This is a genomic window from Microbacterium timonense (assembly GCF_900292075.1).
GTDB classification, from domain to species: Bacteria; Actinomycetota; Actinomycetes; order Actinomycetales; family Microbacteriaceae; genus Microbacterium; species Microbacterium timonense.
Genome location: NZ_OLMV01000005.1, coordinates 173,942 through 191,408 on the forward strand (window position 1 = coordinate 173,942; position 17,467 = coordinate 191,408).

The window sequence follows — 17,467 nt, forward strand, 5'->3', positions numbered from 1 at the left end:
CCGGGCTCAGGAAGCCGATCCCAGCACTTCGTGCAGCGTGGGCGTCAGCTCACCCGCCAGCTCCCGCGCGAGGAAGCCCAAGCCGGAGCGCTCGGTGAGCCGGCTCCCCGCCCGGGCGTGGACCCACGATCCCCAGACCGCCGCCTGGGCGGCGTCGACGCCGCGACCCGCGAAGCCTGTGATGGCGCCCGCTCGCACGTCGCCGCTGCCCGACGTCCCGAGCCCGGGCCCGCCCTCATCGCTGCGCCACGTCCTGCCATCGGGATGCGCCGTCAGACCGTAGCAGCTGATGACGGCGTCGAAGCGGCGTGCGATCTCGAGCAGGTCCGCGGGCGCGTCGTCTGCGAGCGCGCGGCCGAGCAGGATGCCGGCCTCCTCCTTGTTGGCGTTGACGATCAGCCGGTCGGGCAGTGCCGTCCGGTCGACGTCGGGAAGCACGCCGGTCGCGAAGGCATCCACGACGAGCAGGCTCGGTTGCGCGCCGGCGACGGCGAGAAGCGTGGCCCGCGTTTGGTCTGGATCGTCGAACCCCGGGCCGACCAGCACCGCGTCCGCCGAGGCGACGTGCTCACGCAGGCGCCCGGGCAGCGGGCCGGAGGCGTCCTCGGGCAGGGCGAACACGCCCGCCTCCGGGAGGGCGACACCGATGTGCACGTCGATGGAGGGCGGCACGGCGAGACCGACCCGCCCGGCGCCCACGCGCAGCGCGGCTTCACCCGCGAGCAGCGCCGCGCCGGGTGCACTGCGGGATCCGGCGAAGATCATGACCTCCCCGCGCGTCTTCTTGGAGTCTCCCGGGTCGGGCAGGCCCCACGCCCGCAGGACCGCCGCGGTGACCTGCTCACTCCGGTTCGACATCGGGGCTCCCGGGGTGCACGGTGACGTCAGCGCCCTCGCGCTGAAGGTGTGCGACGTCCGAGAAGGCGTCGAGACGCCACCCGTCCGCGCCGCGGACGAGGTGGGTCACCGAGGCGTTCAGGACGGTGTGGTCGGCGGCGAACTCGAGGAGCTCGTCTTCGCGCATCGGCAGAAGGACGTAGAGCAGCAGCATCACCACCGCGTCATGGGCAACCAGCAGGGCGCGCTGCGCAGGCTGCTCGAGCCCGTCGCGCAGGAACGATCGCAGCCGCAGCGCGACGTCTGCCCACGACTCCCCGCCGGGAGGACGGTGGTAGAACTTGCCGAGGTGACGTCGGCGCGCCGCCTCCTCGGGATGCAGGCGGGCGACGCCCCGGCGGGTGAGCAGGTCGAGGATGCCGAGCTCCCGATCCCGCAGCCGCTCGTCCACGACGGCGGTGACCGCGCGGTTCCCCGACGCCAATGCCAGGGTCTGCCGTGCTCGCAGGTACGGCGACACCCAGTAGCAGTCGATGTCGTCGCGTCGCCCGTCCAGCCACCGACCCAGCGCCCGCGCCTGCTCCTCGCCCGTCGGCGAGAGCGGTACGTCCGCGTCGCGGATGTCGAGCGGGATCGCATCCAGGCCGTCGACCTCCGCGCGCGTGGCGGCGACGTTCCCGACACTCTCTCCGTGCCGCACCAGCCACAGCTCCTTCACCGCCACAGGTCCAGGCTACGGCCCGCGTGGCAGCAGGTCGCCTCGGGCCGATAGTGTTCGGCCATGACCGACCTCGCCCTTCACGTCAACGGCGCCCGATTCCACCTCGCCGACAAGTACTCCGCCGAGGATCTCGCACTGTTCCTCTCTCGCCCGACGGGGGAGATCGTGACACTCGACCTGGCCGACGGCGGCGCCGTCCGCTTCGGTGTGACGACGGGCCTGGCGTGGGCCGTCGAGGAGCTCGCCTGAACGCGCGGGACGCCGAACCGGCGGGCTCGGCCACCACGCCCCGTCCTGCGCGCAGCGGCCGGACGTCGAGGCGGGCGACCACACGCGATCTGCTCGTGGCGGCGGCGTTCGGGGCGATCGGAGCTCTTCTGCTGCTGGCGGTGACGCCCATCACCGTGCTGCTGGCCGCCACGTTCCCACCGGCGTACGCGCTGGCGGCGGGGGTGCACAGCATCCTGCCGTACCTGGCGCGGCGACTGCTCGCGCTGCCCTTCGCCGCCACCCTGGTGGCGTTGATCGTCGGCGTGCTCTCCTCGGCGTCGACACCGCTCGGGGTGCTCGTCATCGTGTCGCTCCTGGCCGGTGCGCTTCCGTTCGACGCGACACTCGCGCTGTTCGCGCGGGTGCGCGGCAGGCTCCGGCGGTTCGACTGGGTGCTGGCGTCCGCGGCATCCGCCGTCGTGCTGTTCCTGGTGTCGTTGCCGGTGTTCTCACCGGAGCACGTGACGCCGTTCATCCTCATCGGCGCGTTCGTCGGCCGGCTGCTCGGTCAGCTCGGCGCGCTGGGGATCGCCTGGCTCATCGCTGAGCGCGTGTGGCGAGCAGGGATCCGTCGGCGCAGCGACGCCGTCTGAGCGCGCCCGCAGGCAACGCGCTGCCCGGTTGACCAGCCGTTTCATTCGATCTGGGTGATGTCGCCTTCGGGCGCTCGGGGCCACGGTAGGCGGGAGCGCTGACGCGCGGTCGGTTCGGGGGAGACGAGCACCGCATCGAACTGCGACGTTTTCGGGGGGCCGCGGCGCGGACGGGAGGATGTCGTGCTCAAACGCGCGTGGATAGTCGCGGCGGTCGTCGCCTTGACGGCTGGACTGCTGTCGCCGGGCGTCGCATCGGCGGCGCAGGGCAGTCTCATCAGCGGGGTGGCCTGGGCAGATGCGAATCGTGATGGCCTGCGCACCCCGGACGAGTCCGTCAAGCCGGGCGTCACCGTCGAGCTTCTGTCGTCGCCTTCCGGACCCGTCGTCAGGACGACGACCACGGGGACGAACGGCGGCTACAGCTTCGCCAACATGGCCGACGGCAGCTACTACGTCCGGGTTGTCGCACCAGGTGCCCATCGCTTCCCCGACAGCGCCGCGGGACAGAACGTGTTCGCGCGCGCCGAGATCCCCACCACCGGAAACCCGGAGCGCGGCATCACGGGCCCGGTCGCCATCGCGGGACCCACGCAGGTGACGGCCCGGGATGCCGGGCTCCAGCCGATCGCCACCCTGAAGATCGATCGGCTGCAGATCCCGAGCTCGTGCGAGGGATATGCCACCACGGGAGCCGCACCGTGGGACCCCGCACCGGGGCCCGGGATGGACACCGGCCCCGACAACTGCCTGGTGCGGGTGGGTGACACGGTGCTGCAGAACTACTCCGGTGTCGCTGACGGGCCTTCCCGCCGCCGTCACCGTGCCCAACGTGGTCATCGAGATGACGATCAACCCCGTGGCCGACCCGGAAGACCCGTCGGATGTCGCCGACGCGCGGCTGCGGCTCTCTGGCCCGGGCACCAACGGCCTGCCGGCGGGATGCCTCGCCGCAGAGAACGGCGCGAATCCGGCCTCGTCCGCCGTCACCAGACCCGATGGCTCGATCGTGGTGGTGTGCAATCTCGGGCCCATGTCGTCGAACGTGGGCAGCGTGCAGCTGGCGTATCGCTTCGCGGACAACACCCCCATTCCCGGCTTCGCCGACGTCACGGCACGCGCGTACACGGGTCAGGACGACGCCGCGGAGTCCGGCTCCGTGCGCGGTCCCGTCGTGGAGGTCACCGGGACGGCGGAATGGGAGGCGAAGAAGTCTCTCCAGAATGGGCCGATCCGTGCCACGCGGACGATCAACGGCGTCCCCACGCTCGGGTTCGATCACTACTACTGGATCGACATCGACAACCTCCGCGGCGCGGGGGGTTCCGAGCTGGATTGGCCCATCACGCTCACCGACCGCATGACGCAGTTCCCCAACGCCATCCTCCACTACTGCGCGGGGCGTCAACGACCGGGCGACGATCGCTTCGAGACCGACTGGACGGTCACGTGCCCGAAGAACGAGGCCGCCGGAGCGGACGGCTGGCCGATCACCGTCTCCAAGCCGGCCAACTCGCCTTACGAATCAGCGCACATCCTGGTGGGCACCTTCGTGCCGGCCACCGACGCGTATCGCGCCGTCGACGCGGGGTGGCAGCCGGGCGACGCACCCCCGGCGGGCACGGTGGCGTGGGAGAACCGGATCGAGCACACCGACGGCTGGCACATGATCGGAGGTCAGCCGAACAACCCCCCAGGTGGCAGCGCCCCCGGGTTCGAACCCGGCTGGGACGGCACGACCGCAACCGGCGACAACGTGGTGAGCCGGCAGTTCCCGACGACAACCCCCCGGTGGGACCTGCAGAAGGGCAACACCGCCCTGGCGCCGCAGTTCCAGCAGCGCGACCTCGACAACGATCCGGCGACACCGGCCACTCCCGGTTTCGTCGTGCAGTACGCCTTCAACATCTCCGAGTCGGGCGGCAGCCTCATCACCAGCAATATCGACGACCTCGCGTTCAAGGACGTGATGACGCAGTACCCCGACGCGGTGCTGCTGTCGTGCAGCCCGAGCACCGGAAACTTCAACACCGGCACGCCGACGTGCGAGACGGGCCCTCAGCCGGCGGACGGGTGGGACATGAGCTTCACGCCCAACTCCAACGGCAACACCACGAAGAGCAACACCTGGACGGCGCTCTTCTTCGTGCCCACCCCGAGCATCCCCGATCCGTGCCGCGCGAACGTGAACGACACGTTCTCGGTGCGCAACGAGGCGCGTGACACCGACGGGTGGACGGCAGGCGGCTGGCTCGTCAACGACACGGGCCGGGAACCCGGATGGGACGGCAACACCGCCACGGGGAACAACGTGGCCACGCGCACATTCACTGTGCGCAGCACGGTCAGCGACTGCGGCACGCTCCAGGGCGACAAGCAGTACGAGGGGATCACGGGCGGATTGACGGCGTGGAATCAGTTCTCGCTCGGCGATGTCGTGAACTCCCACGTATGGACCTCCGCGACCACCGCCAGGATCTCGGTCACCGACCCGATGCTGTGCGACGTGTTCGATGTATCGGTGTGGCGGATCTCGGGTGACCCGCTCACACCCGTCACCGGCGCCGATCCGAACCCCCACCTGCAGGACTACACCGGCAATCCGGGCTTCGATCGCAACGACTACGTGATCGAATACGCGGTCGGCACGAACGCCGTCGACACACAGACGGGCGGGGGCAATGGGCTCGACAACTCCGCGAACGTCACCGAGGTGCGTGCCTGCCGAGACGAGGACGGACCGTGGACCACCGATCCCGCCGCGATGTTCGGTGCCGACTGGCGGGACGAGGTGAACATGGTCCGGGTGCGGCCCGTGATCGCCGGGCACGTCGAGACGGGTCCCTTCACGCTCGGGCTGTACCTGCCGCTGCAGTCGCGCTGGCAGTACAACGGGGGTCCCAACGCGGGCGAAGACATCCCGCAGGGCGTCCTGCTGAACAACTCCGGCGGCTTCTATGAGACGGGCCAGAACGGCGCGATCGTCTGGACCGATGTCTCCCGTCAGCTGGCCGCCAACCTCCCCCTGGTCGGCTACAAGCGCTACACCAACGGGGCCGGCAACGCGTGGGTCGACAACGGAACCATCGCCTCCGGGCAACGCGTCCAGTCGTGGACGGAGCTGTCGGCGGATGCCCCCACCCAGGACAACGGCAACTACCCGGCCCGAGGCGTGCAAGCGCCCGGTGCGCAGGACACCCGCGGGTTCCCGGTAGACAGCCCCACCGTCTGCGACACGTTCGATGTCTCCGTCCTCGCGATCGATGGGCCCGCCTCCGCGGCATCCTCCATCGGCCTCGACAATCCCGGCGACTACGTCATCGAGTACGCCGCAGGGTCCAACGCCGTCAACACGCAAGCGGGCCCGCAGGCCGGCGGACTGTACCCCGTCGACCGCTCCTCGCTCGTCGCCGACAACACGAACTGCCGCAGCCACTCCGGTCCGTGGCAGACGGATCCGACGGCATTCGGGGCGGATTGGCGTGACAGGGTCAACATGGTGCGCGTGCGTCCCGCCGACCCGGCGCACACCGAGCACGCGGGCTTCGTGCTCTCGCTGAAAGTGCCCCTTCGGGTCCGCAGCGTCTACAACGGCGGCCCGAACAGCGGCGAGCCCATGCTCACCGGCATTCGCCTGTCGAACGTCGGCGGCTGGTCGCAGGGACCCCGAGGCGACGGCTGGAACCTCATGCAGAAGGAGCTGCGCTATCAGGGCATGCGACTGGCGGTTGCCAAGACGGTCGGCCAGGCGACGTATCTGCCGGGTCAGGACGCCATCTGGAACCTGAGCATCGGCATCAACGACGCGGCCGTCGGCGCGGTCATGGAGAACGTCCGCGTCATCGACACCGTCCCCGCGGGGCTCATCTACAACCCCGTCTGCACGCAGTCGCGACTGCCGGCAGGGGTGACCGTCAGCTACAACGCCGCGACTCGGGAGGTGATCTTCTCGCTGGGCGATATCACCGCGACCGCGGCGAACTACTGGGTGCGCACGGGCGCGACCGCCTTGCAGCTGTGCGCCACGCTCGAGACGGTCGCGCAGCCGGGCGACACGTATGTCAACACCGTGAGGGCGGAATCACCCAGTTCTCAGAACACGCCGACCGCCACCGCGACCACGCGCGCGACAGGCTCCGGTCAGCTGGGACTGGTCAAGACGGTGGACAAGCCGTTCGTCGCCAGCGGCGAGACGTACACCTGGTCACTGGACTGGGCCAACACGTCTACCGTCATCTCGTACCAGCCCACCGACCTCATCGACGTGCTGCCGTGGAACGGCGACGGGCAGGCCGGCGTCGGCTCCGCCCGTGACCAGTACGCCTCCGACTACGAGGGTGTCGTGCAGTTGACCGGTGCGCTCGCGGCGCCGACGTTCGTCCGCGGCGGTGCCGGGAGCGTCGCGGGAACGTGGTATTACGCGACGAGCGCGCCCGCCACGCTCAGCCACGACCCCCGGGATCCGGCGAACGCGGATCCCGCGGCCCCCGGTGGCCTGTGGCGCACCGCTGCGGAGATCACCGACTTCGATGATGTGACGGCGGTGCGCTTCGTGGCCGCGGAGTGGCTCGGGACCGGGACCCGCGTGCGCGCCCTCATCCCGATGGTCTCGACGAGCACCGACCTGGACAACGTGTACGTCAACCGCGCGATGATCTACTCGCCGACGTTCCCCACCCAGCCGCTTCTCTCGAGCGAGCCGTACGTGCTCATGCCGGGCTTCACCTTGGGCGATCTGGTCTGGATCGACCGCAACGGAAACGGGAGGTTCGATGCCGGCGAGCAGGGCGCCGCCGGCGTGACCGTGCAGGTGCGGGACGCCGACGGCGAAGTCGTCGCGTCGGCCATCACGGACGCGCAGGGACGCTGGTCGGTCGCGAAGATCCCGGCGGGCCGGTACACCGTGCACATTCCCGCCGCGATGTTCCGTGCCGGCGGCCCGCTGGCCGACCACGTCGTGCGCACGGTGGGATCCAGCGACGCGAACGACCCCAACGAGACCGCGGACAACAACAACACAGCCACGCCCGATCCCGAGTCGACCGGGCTCAGCAGCACTCCCGTGACGCTGTCGTACCGGTACGACGGTGGCCGCCTGATCGGAGCCGACGGTCCGACCGGCGAGGACGTCGCAGGACTGGCGCCACCGCTGATCCCGGACGCCTTCAGCACCTTCTCCGTCGACCTCGCGCTCCTGCCTGAGCCCGCCATCGACATCGAGAAGTCGACGAACGGGCAGGACGCCGACGAGCCGACAGGCCCCTACATCCCTCTCGGCGGCGAGGTGCGGTGGACCTACGTCGTCACCAACACGGGTGCGGTGGATCTGACGGACATCGAGGTGACCGACGACAAAGTGGACCCGGAGTCCATCGAGTGCTCGGGCACCGGCACCAACTTCGTGCCCGGACCTCTGGCACCGGGCGGCGCGTTCAGCTGCACCGCCACGGGAGTGGCGACGGCCGGACAGTACGAGAACACGGGCACGGTCACGGCGCTGGACCCGACGGCGACCGAGGTCACCGACGACGACCTCTCGCACTACTTCGGGTGGGTGCCCGAGGTCGACATCGAAAAGGCCACGAACGGGGCCGACGCCGACGAGGGCACCGGACCGACGGTGGCCGTCGGCAGCCCCGTGCGGTGGACGTACGTCGTCACCAATACCGGGAACGTTCCGTTGACGAATGTCACCGTCACCGACGACATGGTGGATGCCGCGGTCATCGACTGCGGTGGCACGGGCAGCAACGTGATTCCCGGGCCGCTTGCCCCCACCGCGTCGGTCACCTGCGTGGCGACCGGTTCCGCGGTGGCAGGACAGTACGTCAACGCCGGCAGCGTGACCGGCACGGCCCCGACGACGACGAGCCCGGAGGGCGAACCCGAGGAGCCACCGCTGGAGGTGACGGACCGCGATCTCTCGCACTACTTCGGGGCGGCGCCGACGATCGACATCGAGAAGGCGACCAACGGCGAGGACGCGGATGAGGCGCCCGGTGTGCGGGTCTCCGAGGGGGCGGCGATCACCTGGACGTACGTGGTGACCAACACGGGAAACGTGGCGCTGAGGGACATCGTCGTGACCGATGACAAGATCGCGGCGTCGCAGATCGACTGTGACGGCACCGGCCAGAACGTGATCACGGGGCCGCTCGAGCCGGGCGCGTCCTTCACCTGCATCGCGCAAGGGCTCGCAGCCGCCGGCCAATACGAGAACACCGGCACCGTCACCGCCGCGGGACCACAGCTGACCGGTGAGGACGGGGAACCGGAGCCTCCCGCGGAGGTGACCGACGAAGATCTGTCGCACTACTTCGCCGCCGCGCCCGCCATCGACATCGAGAAGTGGACCAACGGGGCCGATGCCGATGCCGTGCCCGGCCCCTTCGTGATGGTGGGCGGCTCGGTGCGCTGGACGTACACCGTGACCAACGTCGGCAATGTCCCTCTCATGAGCATCACGGTGACCGACGATCAGGTCGACGCCGCTGACATCGACTGCGACGGCACCGGCGCGAACCTCATCGCCGGACCGCTGGCGCCCGGCGCCTCCTTCACGTGCGTCGCGGCGGGAACGGCCACCTCCGGGCAGTACGTCAACACGGGGGCGGTGTCGGGAGTGGATCCCGATCAGCAGCAGGTGACCGACGAGGACCCGTCGCACTACTTCGGCGCCGTCCCCGGTGTCGACATCGAGAAGTCGACGAACGGACAGGATGCCGATGACGCGCCCGGAGTGCACGTCGGGGCCGGGAGTGTGGTGGAGTGGACGTACGTGGTGACCAACACCGGCAACGTCCCGCTCACCGACATCTCGGTAGCCGACGACAAAGTGCCGGCCGGTGACATCTGGTGCGGTGGCGTGCAATCCCACGTCGTCCCGGGCCCGCTCCAGCCCGGTGATTCGTTGACCTGCAACGCCTTCGGAAGCGCCATCGCGGGCCCGTACGCGAACCTCGGCACGGTCACCGCCGAGGTCCCCGGGCTCGATGTGGTCATCACCGATGAGGATCCCTCCCATTACACCGGCTTCGCGGCGGGACCCCCGACTCAGCCGGCGCCCGCGGCCGTTGCGGGGCTGCCGGTGACTGGTGGTGCGGCGATTCCGATCGCGTCGATCGTCGGCGGTTCCGTGCTGGCACTGGTGGGCGGGCTCCTGGTGGTGATCGGACGCCGGCGGCGCAAAGCTTGAAGCATGGACGACACGCCACACATCGACCGCGCCGCCGCCCTCCTTGCGCTGCACTCGGGACCGGGGTTCGTGATCCCCAACGCGTGGGATGCGGGTTCGGCGCGAATCCTCGAGCAGGCCGGGTTCCCCGCCATCGCGACCACCAGCGCCGGGGTCGCCTGGTCGCTGGGTGTTCCCGACGGCGGAGGACTGGATGCGGATCGCATGTTCGAGCGGATCGCCGAGATCGTCGCGGCCGTGCAGGTCCCGGTCAGTGCCGACCTGGAGGCGGGATACGGCGACCATCCCGAAGACGTCGCCCGCACGGTCGCGCGGGCGGTCGGACTCGGCGCCGCAGGCGCGAATCTCGAGGACGCGGTGGCGGGCCGGCTGTTCGGGATCGACGAGGCCGCCGAACGCGTGGCCGCCGCACGGGCGGCCGCGCCCGCAGGCACCTTCGTGCTCAACGCGCGGACGGACGCCTACTTCGTCGACACCCTCGAGGGCGATCCGTTCGCCGAGACGGTGGAACGGGCACGCCGGTACGTGGATGCCGGCGCCGACGCGATCTTCGTTCCCGGCGTCGATGACCCGGACGCCATCCGTCGCCTGGCCGCGGAGATCCCCGCACCGCTGAACCTCGTGGCCGGCCTCACACCGACCGTCATCCCTGCACCGTCGCTCTTCCAGCTCGGCGTCCGGCGCGTGAGCATCGGAGGAGGGCTGGCCCGAGCAGTGCTCAGTGCGGTGGAACGCGCCGGGCGGGAACTGCGTGAGACGGGAACCCTCGGGTTCCTCGACGGCGCGATGCCGTATCGGGAGGCGCAGCGCCGGTTCGGCGCCTGACCGCGGCATCCGCCCCCCTTACGGCGTCGAGACGCCGATCGGCCCGCTCGGTCATCGCGGTGCGACGGCGGCGCTCGACTCGCGCGGGTACAGCACCGGCAGCACGTGGGTGCGCTGCACCGGCCTGCGGGATCCCTCGGTCAGACGATCCACCATCGCCTGCACCGCGAGCCTGCCGATGTGCTGCTTCGGCGGTCGCAGCGCTGTGATGGGCGGCTCCGCGCTCTCGGCCACCTCGTCGTCGTAGGCCACCACGGCGAGATCCTCCGGAATGGCCCAGCCGTGGTCCCGCGCATACTGCTGCAGCAGCACCGCCTGCGGATCGTTGTGGATCAGCAGGGCGGTCGTCCGAGTACGGCGGCACTGCTCGAGCAGATCGGACACGAGCGCCTCGCGGGCGACACCGTCGAGGGAGTCGATGGTCGCATCCACGTCGACGAGGCACTCCAGACCCAGTTCGCCGACCGCACGATCCCACCCGCGCCGCAGCTGCCACGACGTGGGGGAGCCGGCGGAGGTCAGGATGCCGACGCGACGGTGCCCGAGCGCGGCCAGATGGTCCGCGGCCAGAGAGCCGCCGAACACGTGGTCGGTCGTCACCCACTCGAGGCTCGTGAGGGCCAGCGCCGAGGGGACGCGTCGCTCGGCCAGCACCACCGGGATCGGCAGGGCCTCGAGCCAGTGCAGCAGCGCCCGGCCGTCGGGCCCCTGCGTCTCCGGCGCGACGATGAGCCCGTGCAGGCTCCCGGACTCGACGAGCGAGGAGATCTGCCGGCGCTGGTCGTCGACGGAGTAGCTCGCGCCGCGGAGGATCAGCTGCACTCCGAGCTCGGTCGCCGCGGCGCGCGCCCCGATGATGACGTGTGGCCAGTAATACGTGAGGGAGGGCACCACCATCCCGACACGGAATCGGATCGCGGCGCCCGACGGCGAGGCGGGCACCGTCGTGTCCAGGCGGCTGCGCAGCGTCGCCCCGCCGTGCACACGCGTCACCAGACCCCGGTCGGCGAGGTGGCCGATGTCACGCCGGATCGTCAGCTCCGAGACGCCGAGTTCGCGGGCCAGGTCTGCCACGCGGACCGCGCCCGTCCGCCGCAACTCGTCGAGGATGTGCTCGCGGCGTGAGAGCCCGAACGCCGGGGGGTCTGACGGCTGTTCCATGATCGGCTCAGCGTACAAGCGTGATCGAATTCGTTCAACACTGAACGATTGTGTTCGATTTGCTTCCCGCATCCGTGCTCCGCGGAGGATGATCTCGCTGCGGGCACGCGGTCGTGCCCGTGTGTGCGGCCCGGGACCCGACCAGGCCGCACGGGTGAAGCCCTGCGAACGGAGAATGCAGATGTCGGAGGCAAGGATGCCTCGTCCGAAGGCGGTTCGGACGACCCCGCGGCGGGCGGGTCGGCGGATGCGCGCCACGTGGACGGCCGTGGTCACGGCCGCCGTGGTCGCCGCCCCGATCACCGTGCCGACGGTCGCTCAGGCGGCCGTGACGGATCCCGTCGTGGTGACGGTCAACGGCGCCGACGTCGCCGCCGCCGCGCAGAACCGCAACGGCCTCACCTTCAAAGGCTTCGGCGTGCTGTCGGCGAACTCGACCAGCGCCCTTCTTCTCGATTACAAGTCGCAGCATCCCGACAAGTACTGGGAGCTCATCGAGACGCTCTTCGGCGGCGACCACCCGATCATGAACACCGTCAAGATCGAGATGGGTAACGACCGCAACACGTCGACGGGTCCCAACGCCTCGACCATGCGCACGCGGGACGAGTACCCGAACGTCCTGCGCGAGCCGGGATTCCAGCTGGCCGCCGACGCGCAGCTCGTTGCCCACGGAGACGTCCACGTGAGCCTCTTGCGCTGGAACCGGCCGGCGTGGGTGGCCGGCGACGCCGACCAGTACATCTGGTTCAAGAACACCGTGCTCGCCGCCTACCGGGAATACGGGGTCATGGTGGACTCCATCAACCCCGACACGAACGAGACCGGCAACCCGAACATCCAGCTGTACAAGGACTTCTCGGGCTGGGTGCAGGGCGACACCACGGGTTACCAGGGGGCGAGTGCCGCAGACCCGAACAACGGCTTCGCCTCGGAAGAGGAGAAGAACCTCTTCCACTCCATCCAGACCATCGCCGCCGACACCGTCGGCACGCCGCCGCTGTCGTTCGGCAACGCGATGACCTCGGCCACCGACTCCTCGCTGCGCGACGCCGTCGACGTCGTCGGCTTCCACTACTCCAGCGCCGACGACAGCGCCGGCAACATGAAGAAGATCGCCGAGCAGCTCGACAAGGAGGTCTGGAACTCGGAAGGTCAGTCGACGTTCTCGAGTTCGGCGGACCGCCCGAACAACAACGCCAGTGATGAGCAGGGCGGTTTCGGAACCCGGTTCGGCGGCACCAACAGCGCCCTCGAGATGGGCAACTGGGTGACGACGGGCTTCTCCGCCTCGCGGCGCACCCTCAACATCTTCCAGCCGGCGATCGGCTCGTTCTACGACGGGTTCCAGTACTCGTCCAAGGAGCTCGTGAACGCCCGGGAGCCGTGGTCGGGCTGGATGTACTACGACGGGGGCCTGGCGGTGCTCGAGCAGTTCACCCAGTTCGCGAAGCTCGGGTGGGAGAACGCCGACAACACGGCAGGCATCTGGCGGGCCATCCCGCAGGCCTCTCGCAGCGAGCTCGGCACCGGCAATCCGCCCGGCGGCGCACGGGCCGGCGGCGCGTCGTACACGACGCTCGCGGCGCCGGACGCGTCGGACTTCTCGACCGTCATCGTCAACGACTCGAAGTTCACCAAGACCTACCGGATCGTCGCGAACGGCCTCGACCTCGGGCCGGACCAGACGGCGGAGCTGTGGGAGACGCGCGCCGCCGATGACGGTGAGGCCTACGACGCGAACTACCTCCAGCCCGTCGGCGAGCTCTCGCCCGCAGCGGACGGCTCGTACACGATCACCGTCAAGCCGTGGTCGGCGCTCACCTTCACGACCCTCGACCACGCCACGGCGGGTGCCGGCGGCGCACTGACGGCCAAGGAGGGCTACGGCAGCTCGCTGCCCTCCTCGCCCGAGTACACCGACGCCGACGGCGGCCGTGACGTCCTCGACACCGACGGCAGCGGCAACGTCAACGGCGTGACCGATGACGACGTGCTCTACGCCGACGACTTCGACTACGCCGAGGAGGACGCCATCAAGGGCTACGACCCGGCGACCGGTCAGCTGGTGGACAGCGGCGAGTCGTACCTCGACAGCCGCGGCGCCAAGGCGAAGCCGTCCGGCACCCCGGCCGTGCAGAACGAGGACAACGGCGCCACTCCCCGGTACACCAACGACACGAACGGCGCCTTCGAGTCGGTTGCGACGGGGGATGCCGCGCACGAGCGTGTGCTGCGTCAGCAGGTCGGGCCGGGCATGGCCGGTGGCGCGTGGAACGGCGGCGACCCGAAGACGACGATCGGCGATGCGCGGTGGGCGAACTACACCGTGTCGGCCGATGTGCTCTTCGAGGCCGGCGGCGCGCAGTACGCCACCATCGGCGCGCGGGAACAGGGCGGCACCGCCAATGGTCAGAGCGTGTCGGCAGCCGAGTTGCGGATCGACCCGACCGGCGCCTGGACCTTCATGCGCTTCGGTGCGACGCTGTCCAGCGGGAGCCTCGCCGGGACTCCGGCGGCCGCCTTCAAGACCGGCCCCGGAGTATGGAACAACATCGCGGTGAGCGTGGCGGGACCGGTCTACAAGGCGCTGGTCAACGGCGTCGAGATCGCGAGCTTCACCGATGCCGCCCCGCAGGCGACCGGCCGCATCCAGCTGGGCTCGAGCTTCAACTTCGTGCAGTTCGACAACCTGAAGGTGCAGAACCTGCCCGGCTACACGCCGTACTACGACACGATCATCGACGGTATGCACCAGACCAGCTGGGCCGACACGTCGGTGCCGGTGCTGGAGTTCGACGGCAACTGGAGCCACGTGAACGGCCAGGGGATGTTCGAATGGCAGCGCACCGCGTCCAAGAGCACGGCCAAGGGCGCGGCCATGACCTACTCGTTCACGGGGACCGGGCTCGACATCATCGGCACGAACTCCGGGACGACGACGCTCGACGTCATCGTCGACGGGGTTCAGGTGGCTGCCGGGGCTCCGACCTTCAGCGCCGGCAGCGAGCGCACGACGTTCATGCTGCGCGGACTGCGTGACGCCGCCCACACCGTGGTCATCAAGACGGCGAACGACGCCTCCATCAACGTGGACGCCGTGGGCGTGATCACCGCGACGGCGGATTCCGCTCGCGTCGACACCACCGGGCTGGCGGCGGCCCTGGAGTCCGTGAAGGGCCTGCAGGAGAGCGAGTACAGCCCGGAGACGTGGGCACCCTTCGCCGTGGTCCGCGGCGACGCGCAGGACGCGCTGAAGGACCCGGACGCGTATGGCCTCGATGCCGAAGGCGCCGCGGCCCTGGCGGCGCGAGTGGCCGCCGCCGCCGATGGCCTGACCCCGAAGGACGTCAGCCCCGACGTGCTCGCGCTCGGGGTGGTCTCGATCGCGTCCGACGACCGCACGCTTCCGGAGTCGCTGACGCTGGGAGGAGCCGAGGCCGAGGTCACCTGGAGCCTCGCATCCCTCAACAGCGCCAAGACGGTCGCGGAGCTCGGCACGTTCGTCGCGACCGGGCGGTCGACCGAGAAGCTGTCGTCGGGTCTGTACCAGCGGTTCAGTGCCACCGTGCTCGTGACGCCCGCTGACCTCACCTACTTCGTCGATTCCGGGGCGACCGGGGCGCCGGAGGGTTCGGCCTACGCCGCGGTCAAGGCATCCTTCCCCGACCTGCTCAACGACACCAGCGACCAGAAGTGGGACGGAACAGCCTCGGGCCCGACGTGGGGCTACTCCACCGCCGCGACGACGCTGGCGGCGGGCACTCCGCAGGACTGGGGCTCGTCGTACGTGGGCGCCGACTACAACAAGCCGGTCACGTATCACCTGACGCTGCCGGCAGGGTCGTACAACATCGTCGCCGTGCAGGCGCCGCGCGCGGGCCTCACCACCAACGTGTACTCGAAGGTCACGGTCGGCGGCGGCGCCGGGAGCACCGTGACCGCCACGTCGACCGGAGGGGCCACCCCGGTCGCGCAGAAGGTCACCCTCGACGCCGACAGCGTGGTGCACGTGGAGTTCGGCACCAACGGCACCAGCGGCTACAACGCGCGGCTGGCGCTGGTGTACGTGCAGACGCTCCCGCGCGACCTGGGCGTCCAGGGCGCCCTCGGCGTGGCGGACGAGCTGCCCGACACGGTGCGCGTCGCGGGTGCCGAGAAGGCGGTCGAGTGGGATGCGGCATCCGCCGCGCAGCCGCGCAGCGAGTTCGCGAAGCTCACGGTCACCGGCCGACTGACCGACACCGACCAGGCGGTCGTCGCGGCGTTCGAGATCGTGCCGCAGGCGCTCGTGTACTACATCGACTCCGGCACCAACGGCGTGGCGTCGCCGCAGTACACGGCCGTCGCGGAGTCGGTCACGCTGCGCAACGACCAGGTCGACCAGGTCTCGTCGAGTGCGGATCAGTGGGGATATGTCGCTGACGGCATGAAGACCAAGGGGACCACCGACATCACCGACAAGTACTCCACCGGCCTCTACCAGGACACGACGAAGCTGATCTACCGTCTGCCGCTGGACGCCGGCACGTACACCCTGACGGGCGGGTTCACCGAGTGGTGGAACATCAACCGCTCGATGTACCAGACAGTCTCGGTCGCCGGCACGGAGCTCGCGAAGGGGAGCATTCCGCTCTCGGGATCGAACACGCCGCTCGCAGCATCGCTGACCTTCACGTTGGCGGCTCCCGCGACGGTGGACTACGTCGTGACCAACGAGGGCGCCGGCAGCGAGAAGCCCGTCATCTCGTGGCTCGCCGTGGCTGACGAGACGCTGCCCGGAGCGCCGCAGAATGCGGCGGCGGCGCTCGCCGGTGACACGTCGATCCGCGTCACGTGGGATGCCTCGGCGCCCGCCGGTCCGGGATTCTCGGGCTACCGCGTGTACGAGGCCGGTGCTGACGAGCCCGTGTGCGAGACCAGCGCCACCGCGTGCACCGTGAAGGGGCTGGAGCTTGGATCGACGCACGCGTACGAGGTGGCCGGGGTCAACGAGCTCGGCGAAGGCGAGCGGTCGGCGGCGACGGCATCCGTCACCCTTCCCGAGGTGGCGCAGAACGACGGCGCGAAGTCCGCTCCGGCCAAGGGAGTGCTGTCGTCGAACGACGGGTGGGACACCGGGCTGAAGGACGGCACGTTCCAGCTGACGATGAACCTGTGGTGGGGTGAGAACGGCTCGCTGTTCAAGCTGTACCGCGACGGCGAGCTCATCGCCAAGGTTCCGCTCACGATGATGTCGCCGGGGGCGCAGCGCGCGGTCGTCGACATCGAGGGTCTGGCCGACGGCACCTACGTGTTCACCGGCGAGCTGCTCAACTCGAAGGGCAGCACCGCCACCCAGCCGCTCACCGTGAAGGTGACGGACGCCTCTCCCGGCAAGCCGTCGCTGTCCGCCGGCAACAAGGACGGCGACGGCACCTACACCGTGACCGCCGACCTGTGGTGGGGCACCAACGCGACGTCGTACCGGTTCCTCGAGAACGGCGTCGAGGTCGGCGCCGGTGCGCTGACGGCCGCCACCCCCGGGGCGCAGCATGCGCAGGTCGCGGTCACCGGCAAGGCCAAGGGGACGTACACGTACACCGTGGAGTTCACCAACGCCGCAGGCACGACCACGAGCGCTCCGCTCAAGGTGACCGTGTCGAAGTAGGACCAACCGGCACGAAACGCCCCGGGCTGTCGCCGGGTCCGGGGCGTTCCGGCCCGCTCTTCCGCGCTCGTTCCTCGCTCTTCCTCGCTCGTTCCTCGCTCTTCCGCGCTCGTTCCTCGCTCTTCCTCGCTCGCTCAACAGGTCAACCGCGCTTCCGCAGGATCTTGAATCGGTTCACTCTCCTGTGCAAGCGCGGTTGACCTGTCGGCACGTAT

The 17,467-nt window shown here is 69.9% G+C and carries 8 protein-coding genes and 1 pseudogene; 6 read left to right on the forward strand and 3 right to left on the reverse strand.

The annotated features are described in order from the left end of the window. Positions 1-6: 6 nt before the first annotated feature. Positions 7-858 (reverse strand): ADP-dependent NAD(P)H-hydrate dehydratase, encoded by an 852-nt coding sequence (locus C9992_RS14615; RefSeq protein WP_106816364.1) that lies wholly within the window; start codon positions 856-858, stop codon positions 7-9. Then, the gene (locus C9992_RS14620) at positions 842-1,561 is read right to left on the reverse strand and encodes a histidine phosphatase family protein (RefSeq protein WP_106816365.1); all 720 of its coding nucleotides are present in this window, start codon (positions 1,559-1,561) and stop codon (positions 842-844) included. The genes C9992_RS14615 and C9992_RS14620 overlap by 17 nt, the downstream gene beginning before the upstream one ends. Positions 1,562-1,618: 57 nt before the next feature. Here C9992_RS14620 and C9992_RS14625 point away from each other — a divergent pair, with 57 nt between their 5' ends. From C9992_RS14625 to C9992_RS14645, 5 genes and pseudogenes are all read left to right on the forward strand, one after another. Then, complete coding sequence (locus C9992_RS14625; RefSeq protein ID WP_106816366.1) at positions 1,619-1,807, forward strand: hypothetical protein; 189 nt, start codon at positions 1,619-1,621, stop codon at positions 1,805-1,807. Positions 1,808-1,902: 95 nt separating this feature from the next. Continuing rightward, the gene (locus C9992_RS14630) at positions 1,903-2,421 is read left to right on the forward strand and encodes a hypothetical protein (protein ID WP_235008250.1); all 519 of its coding nucleotides are present in this window, start codon (positions 1,903-1,905) and stop codon (positions 2,419-2,421) included. Between the two features lie 285 nt (positions 2,422-2,706). Beyond that, positions 2,707-2,937: pseudogene (locus tag C9992_RS18585) on the forward strand (SdrD B-like domain-containing protein); the annotation flags it as partial. A gap of 274 nt (positions 2,938-3,211) precedes the next feature. Further along, positions 3,212-9,616 (forward strand): DUF7507 domain-containing protein, encoded by a 6,405-nt coding sequence (locus C9992_RS14640; protein ID WP_106816367.1) that lies wholly within the window; start codon positions 3,212-3,214, stop codon positions 9,614-9,616. A gap of 3 nt (positions 9,617-9,619) precedes the next feature. Beyond that, positions 9,620-10,441: an isocitrate lyase/PEP mutase family protein gene (locus tag C9992_RS14645; protein ID WP_106816368.1), complete on the forward strand. Its 822-nt coding sequence runs from the start codon at positions 9,620-9,622 to the stop codon at positions 10,439-10,441. Between the two features lie 51 nt (positions 10,442-10,492). On the opposite strand, the gene C9992_RS14650 is transcribed toward C9992_RS14645, so the two are convergent. Further along, the gene (locus tag C9992_RS14650; RefSeq protein ID WP_106816369.1) at positions 10,493-11,602 is read right to left on the reverse strand and encodes a substrate-binding domain-containing protein; all 1,110 of its coding nucleotides are present in this window, start codon (positions 11,600-11,602) and stop codon (positions 10,493-10,495) included. Between the two features lie 247 nt (positions 11,603-11,849). On the opposite strand from C9992_RS14650, the gene C9992_RS14655 reads away from it, so the two are divergent. Next, complete coding sequence (locus C9992_RS14655) at positions 11,850-17,252, forward strand: chitinase N-terminal domain-containing protein (RefSeq protein ID WP_106816370.1); 5,403 nt, start codon at positions 11,850-11,852, stop codon at positions 17,250-17,252. Positions 17,253-17,467 lie beyond the last annotated feature (215 nt).